This is a genomic window from Comamonas sp., assembly GCF_036666375.1.
Taxonomy (GTDB): domain Bacteria; phylum Pseudomonadota; class Gammaproteobacteria; order Burkholderiales; family Burkholderiaceae_C; genus Comamonas.
The window spans coordinates 15,771-22,125 of sequence record NZ_JAVWWA010000009.1; the positions used below are offsets into that span (position 1 = coordinate 15,771).

At 70.1% G+C, this 6,355-nt stretch carries 4 protein-coding genes; 1 reads left to right on the forward strand and 3 read right to left on the reverse strand.

Annotation, left to right across the window (positions count from 1 at the left end; genetic code table 11):
* Positions 1 to 55: 55 nt before the first annotated feature.
* The 3 genes from RR928_RS03540 to RR928_RS03550 form a co-directional block, all read right to left on the reverse strand.
* Positions 56 to 1,186 (reverse strand): lipocalin-like domain-containing protein, encoded by a 1,131-nt coding sequence (locus tag RR928_RS03540; RefSeq protein ID WP_332681531.1) that lies wholly within the window; start codon positions 1,184 to 1,186, stop codon positions 56 to 58.
* A gap of 43 nt (positions 1,187 to 1,229) precedes the next feature.
* Complete coding sequence (locus RR928_RS03545) at positions 1,230 to 3,116, reverse strand: choice-of-anchor I family protein (protein ID WP_332535032.1); 1,887 nt, start codon at positions 3,114 to 3,116, stop codon at positions 1,230 to 1,232.
* A 75-nt stretch (positions 3,117 to 3,191) separates the two neighbouring features.
* Positions 3,192 to 5,774: an ABC transporter permease gene (locus RR928_RS03550; RefSeq protein ID WP_332535030.1), complete on the reverse strand. Its 2,583-nt coding sequence runs from the start codon at positions 5,772 to 5,774 to the stop codon at positions 3,192 to 3,194.
* Positions 5,775 to 5,975: 201 nt separating this feature from the next.
* Between RR928_RS03550 and RR928_RS03555 the strand changes: the two genes are divergently transcribed.
* Positions 5,976 to 6,355 (forward strand): Hsp20/alpha crystallin family protein (locus RR928_RS03555; RefSeq protein ID WP_332535028.1); only part of this gene is annotated, 380 nt, incomplete at its 3' end.

Below are 6,355 nucleotides of genomic sequence, written 5' to 3' on the forward strand. Positions count from 1 at the left end.
TCGCCCTGAGCGCAAGCGCTGACCGTTCGCCCTGAGCCTGTCGAAGGGCAGTCTCTCAGAGCTTCAGCCGCTGCGCATATCCCGTCATTTCCAGATACCCGCGCCCGCGCAGCGCGCCGCCATCGGCTGCGCGCAGATCGCATAGACCTTCCCAGTAGATCGTTCCCGTCGAGGCGCGGCTGTCGAGTTCCTGGGCGTCGAGCAGGGCGTCTACCTGCCAGCTGCCCGCGGGCGTGGTGACGCGCCATTCGACGGGATAGCGCGCGCCGCTGGCCGGGCTGGTCCACCAGCGCTGGGGCGTGAACACCACTTCCCCGGCCGTGAAGATGCGCGCGGCCTGGCCCGGTGCGCGCCAGGAGCCGCCGGCCCAGAGAGTGCTGCCGTCGGGGCGGCGCAGGCGAAAGGCGGTGAGCGCGCTGCCGTCGTGGAGATTCATGCCTATCCAGTCCCAGCCCTGGGCTTCGGGGTGCATCAGCGCGTCGCTGACTTCATGGTCCAGCCAGGCGCGGTTGTGGGCGCTGGCGTCGATCGCCAACGTGCGGCCGTCGAGCGTGATCGTGCCCGACACATCCAGCTGCGGCTGGCTGTAGTAGTAGCTCGCCTGCACCGCATCGGGGCCCTTGCGCGACAGGCCGGCGTTGCCTTGCAGCAGCACCGGCTGGGTGGTCGCGAGCTGCAGTGCGAGATCGAAGCCGTCGCCCGCGATATGCGCGGCATAGCGGCTGGCCTGTGCGGCCATGCCGGAAGGCGCGGGCCTGCGGCGCAAGAACCAGTCGCCGAGCTGAACATCGGTATCGCCTTCGCGTGCCTGCGCCAGGCCCATGCCTGCGCGCGCGCTGCGCTGCGCATGCAGCTGGCGCCGGCCCGCGACATCGGTCAGCGCGGCGTGCGCGAACACCAGCTGGCGCGCGGCAAAGGCCGAGCGCAGATTCTGGGTGGAAGGCACGCGCGAACGGAAGAACGTCAGCTGGAAACCCAGCAGCCGGCCAGCAGCCTGGACATGGCCCGTGATGTACCACCATTCGGTGCCCAGCCCGGGGTGGCTGCCGAAGTCGCGCGGGAATTCGAGCACCCTGGCCGGCAGCGCGCTGGCGCAGGGGGGCAGGGCAAGGATTGCGGCGCCGGCCGCGGCCTGGGTCAGCCAGCGGCGGCGCGGGTCGGAAAGCGGCGGGTGGGTCACAGACATGGCGTCTGCCAATGTAGCGCAAGCCCGCTGCTGGCGCTCACGTTCAGTACGTCATCTTCAGCTGGAAGATCGCGGTCGTGCCGCTGACTTCATTGCCGACGATCAGCAGCGGCTTGCCGTTGGGCGAGGCAGCCGCGGGCACGAAGTGCAGGCCCTCGGGGCCCAGGTCGCCGACCTTGTCGAGGTTCTTTGCCGGGTCCAGGTCCCAGCCTTCGCGCGTGTTCAGGTAGTCCATCTGCAGCGGCGCCCTGGGGTTGGTGATGTCATAGACCAGCACGCCGCCCATGCGCTCCAGACCGACAAAGGCAAAGGTCTTGTTGCCGACCTTGCCCACGGTCAGGCCTTCGGGTTCCGGGCCCTTGGCGCTGCTGCGTGCATCGGCCTTGGCGAGGGCGTCGTGGCCGGTGTTGAAGTAGGTCTTGCAGGGGATGCTGCGCGCGCTGCCCAGCTTGCAGGCGTCGCTGGCGAGGAACGTCTCTATCGCCGCGCCCGAATCCCAGACCAGGGCGCCGTTGTCGTCCCAGATCGAGAACGAGCGGCCGCCGAAGGCATACAGGTTGTCGTACATCAGCCGGTCGCCCGTGGGGCTGGCCACGCCGGCCGCGGTGTACAGAACGGGCGTGCCGTCGGCGTTCTGCTGGTAGCCCTGGGTCCAGGTGACCTTGAGGCGGCCCAGCACATCATCGTCGCGGCACTTGCCCGGCGTGCCGGCGGCGGCGCCGCAGTAGGCAAAGGTCGCGGGGTTGAGCAGTCCGCCCGCTGCCAGGGCGTTCAGATGGGCCGGCAGGTCGTCGCCCTTGCGGCCGCTCCAGCCCTTGGCATTGGTCAGGTGCTTGACGCGGAATTCCTCCATGAAGCCCTTGCCGGTGTCGCCGTTCACATAGGCCGGATTGTTCTCGCCCCAGGCGCGTGCATCGCCTTCGTTGGCCGTGACGAGATAGGTCTTGCCGCCCGCATCGTAGGCCGCGATGCTGTCGGGCATGTAAAGGCTGCGCAGCCCGGCCCAGGTCGTGATGTTGATCTTGCCGTCTTCGTCCTGGATGTCGAGCGCGTTGGCTGCCAGGCTGTTGTCCTTGTAGCCCAGCGCGGTCACCGAGGTCACCTGTGCCGATGCCAGATCGATGCGCGCCAGCGCGTTGTTCTCCTGCAGCGTGACCCAGGCCGTGCGGCTGTCGGCCGACACGGCGATGTATTCGGGCTCGAAGTCCCTGGCGGCCGTGGCCTTGGGGCCGAAGATGCGCACGCCGCGCGCGCGCAGCGCGGCTTCCTGGCCGTTGAATTGTGTGAAGCCGGCGGTGCGCGCCTGGGGCTTCTTGGCGTCGCTGACATCGATCACGCTGACCGAACCTTCGGGGTCGATCTGGTAGTCGTCGCTGGGCTCGCCTTCGTTGGCGACCAGCACATACTTGCCATCGGGCGTGAACGTCACCATGTCGGGCTGGGCGCCGATCTCGATCTGGCTGATCAGCGCCAATGTGTTGGCGTCGTAGAGCGCCATGCGGCCGTTGTCGGTTTTCACCTTGGCCTGCATGGCCACGGCGACAAGGCCGTTGCGCACTGCGACGCTGTTGATCTCCGCGCCCGCGAGCACGGACTGGCCTTCGATGCGGCCGACCTTGACGGGCTTGGCCGGGTTGCTCAGGTCCAGTACATCGACCGCGCCGGCCAGTGCGTTGACCACGAAGCTGCGCTTGCTGACGGCGTCGTAGGCCGTGATTTCGGCCGCGCTCTTGACGAACTCACCGGTGGCGTAGCTGCCTATCTTTTCGAGCGCCACGGTCAGCGGCGTGGCTTCGACGGCGGGCGGGGGCGGGACTATGGCTTGCGGCGTGCCGTCGCTGCCGCCGCAGGCGGCGAGCAGTGCGGTGGCAAGAACGCTCAGCGCGAACAGGCGGGAGTGGGCAGGAAGCGAGCGCAGGGAAGAAGCCATGGTGGTTAGACGCGGATGCAGTAGCGAAGCCTGCGTTGTAGCGGGCGTTCGTGACACTGGCGTGAATCCGCGCCGCTACCAGTCTTCCTTGACGGCCAGCACCGCGTCGCGTCCGGCCGCGGCCCGGCCTGCGAGCCAGGCGGCCAGCGTGCCTGCGGCCGTCACGGCCAGCGCCAGCAGCGTCAGGTGCAGCCAGGGCAGGCGCAGCTCCATGGTCCAGTGGAAGCTCTGCGGGTTGACCACATGCACCAGGATCACCGCCACGCCCAGGCCCAGCAGCGTGCCGGCGATCGCGCCCAGCGCGCTCCAGACCGCACCTTCGCCCGCGACCACGCCCAGGATCTGGCGGCGCGTGAGGCCCAGGTGGGACAGCAGGCCGAACTCCTTGCGCCGCGCCAGCACCTGGGCGCTGAAGCTGGCGGCAATGCCGAACAGGCCTATGCCTATCGCCACGGCCTGCAGCCAGTAGGTCACGGCAAAGCTGCGGTCGAAAATGCGCATGGAGCGTTCGCGCAGTCCCTGGCTGCTGAGCCACTCGAGCGCGCCATAGGTCGGCGCGAGCGCCTGGATACCGGCCTGCAGCGCGGCGATATCGGCGTTGGGGCTGGGCCACAGCGCGATCTCCGAAACCCGCGGGTCGCCCGTGAGGCGCTGGTAGTCGGCGCTGTCGATGGCGACGGCGCCGAACTGGCGCACGTAGTCGCGCCAGATGCCGGCAACGAAAAAATCGGGCGCGGCCGCGCCGGCCTGGGCAAACGCCGGCTGCAGCGCGTTCCAGCGCTGGCCGGGCCGCAGGCCGTAGAGCTGGGCCGCGGCTTCGCTGACATGCACGCCTATCGCGCCGGGTGGCACGGCCAGCGGCGGCGCGAGCCAGGGCAGGGCCTGGGCCTGCGCTCCCTGCAGCGGCCGCACCAGCAGTGCCATGGCGGGCTGGTCGCTGGCCAGCGACAGGCTCGCGTTGCGCTGGGCCTGGGCGCGCGCCACGCCGCGCAGGGCGCGCACGGCTTCGGTGAGGCCGGCGTCGCGCAGGCCTGCATCGCCTTGCGCGCCGCTGGCGCGCACATAGGCGGGCGCGGGCAGCGCGGTATCGAGCCACTCGGCCATGGAGCCGCGAAAGCTGCTGACCATCACCGTGAGCGCCACGGCCAGGCTCAGGCTGGCGACCACACCGCCCACGGCCACGCTGGCGCCGGCGCGCATGCGCCGCGCGCGCTCGAAAGCCAGCAGCCACAGCGGGCGCTGGCGCGCAAACTCCGGCAGGCGCTGCAGCAGCCTGCCCAGCAGCCAGGGCAGGGCGGCCATGCCGCCGAGCAGCAGCAGTCCCACCGAGACATAGGCGGCCAGTGGAATCCCGGCAATGGGCGGCAGCCAGGCCAGGGCTGCGCTCGCGGCCAGCAGCAGCAGGGGCAGGCGCGCTCCGGCTTGCGGGATCTGCAGCGCGCCCAGCCCCTTGAGCGTCGCGGCCGCGGGCAGCGATTGCGCGGCGCGCGCCGGCCACCAGCCTCCGGCCAGCGTCGAGGCCAGGCCCAGGCCCGCGAAGACCAGCGCGCCCGCGCCGCTCCATTGCAGCGCGGGCTGCACGCCAGTGAAATAGCCGCCGCCCAGATCGCCGCCGAGCAGGCGCAGCGCGAGTGCCGCCAGGCCCAGGCCCAGCGCGATGCCGCCCACGCTGCCCAGCAGCCCCAGCACGGCCGACTCGGCCAGCACCAGCGCCAGGCGCTGGCGGGCGGTGAGGCCCAGCACTGCGAGCAAGGCAAATTGCGGCGCGCGCCGCGCCACGCTCAGCGACAGCACGGAAAACACCAGAAAGGCACCGGTGAACAGCGCGACCAGCGCCAGCACCGTGAGATTGACGCGGTAGGCGCGCGACATCTGCGCCACGCGTTGCTGTTCGTTGCCCGGCACGCTGGCGAGCACGCCCGCGGGCCAGCCGGGCGCGGCGCGCAATTGGGCCAGCAGGCGCTGGCCGTCGGCCCCGGGCGCGAGCAGCAGATCGACGCGGCTGATTTCGCCCCAGCGCTGCAGCAGGTCCTGGGCCGCGCCTATGTCCATCAGCGCCAGCGGCGGGCCGCTGGCCGCGACCGTGCCCGCGACGCGCACCGCGACGGGCGCGCGCGCATCGCCCGCGGCCGATGCCGGCAGGCGCCACCACAGCTGCGCACCCACGGCCTGGCTTTCGTTCAGGTCCAGGGCCTGCAGCGCTGCGGCGTTGAGGAACACGGCATCAGGAGCGAACAGATCGAGGCGGTCATGGCCGGCAAACAGCCGCGGCATCAACGCCGGCGCGAGCGCGCCGAACTGCAGCGCGTCGCCGCCCAGCAGGCGCAGCGTGACGGCGGGCTGGTCAGCGGTCGGAGCGCGCCGCGCCTGCACCGACGCCTCGAGCCAGGGCGCGGCGCGCGCGACCTGCCGGTGTTCGCGCGCGACCAGGCCATAGACCTGCTCGGGCAAGGCGCCCTGCATGGCGCGCAGTTCGAGATCGGGCTGGCCCTGCACGCTGCGCACCGCGCGCGAGAACTCGTCGAGCGCCGACGCATTGATCACATGCACCGCAAAGCCCAGCGCCACGCCCAGCACCACGGCCAGCAGCGCGCTGGCCGTGCGCCAGGGGTGGTGCAGCAATTCCTGCAGGGAGAAAGTGCGCAGCAGGGCGAACATGGATGAAGGCTTCAATGAATGTGGTCGCGCGGGCCAGGTCCGTGCCAGTCAGGGCCGGGATCGGTCTGCTGGCGCTGCGCGATCCTTGAAAAAAGGGCGCGCATGCCCACAATTTAACAGCAGGTCCTCGCGGCAATGCGCTGCGAGCGGCCAGGCGCCACACGCCGGCCTGACGGGCGTGGAATTTGCAGGAGGAATGACATGAACGCATTGATGGGTCGTGGTGGTTTGCTCGACGAATTCTTCAAGGATGTGAACCCCGGCTTCTATATCCGTCCGCTGCACGGCGATCCGCTGCCTTCGCCTTCGCAGATCAAGGTCGATGTGAAGGAAAACGATGCCGCCTACACCGTGCACGCGGAAGTGCCCGGCGTGGCCAAGGAGGACATCCAGGTGGCGATCGACGGCAACGTGGTGAGCCTGCGCGCCGAAGTCACGCAAAAGGATGAGCAGACGAAGGACGACAAGCTGCTGCGCAGCGAGCGCTTCTACGGTGCGGTGGAGCGCAGTTTTCAGCTGCCGCTGGAGATCGACTCCGCCCAGGCCAAGGCGCGCTATGACAACGGCGTGCTGACGCTCAC

Excerpts from the sequence above, each read along its gene's own strand:
- RR928_RS03540 (WP_332681531.1), bottom strand. The coding sequence starts at position 1,186 with ATGTCTGTGACCCACCCGCCGCTTTCCGACCCGCGCCGCCGCTGGCTG.
- RR928_RS03545 (WP_332535032.1), bottom strand. The coding sequence starts at position 3,116 with ATGGCTTCTTCCCTGCGCTCGCTTCCTGCCCACTCCCGCCTGTTCGCG.
- RR928_RS03550 (WP_332535030.1), bottom strand. The coding sequence starts at position 5,774 with ATGTTCGCCCTGCTGCGCACTTTCTCCCTGCAGGAATTGCTGCACCAC.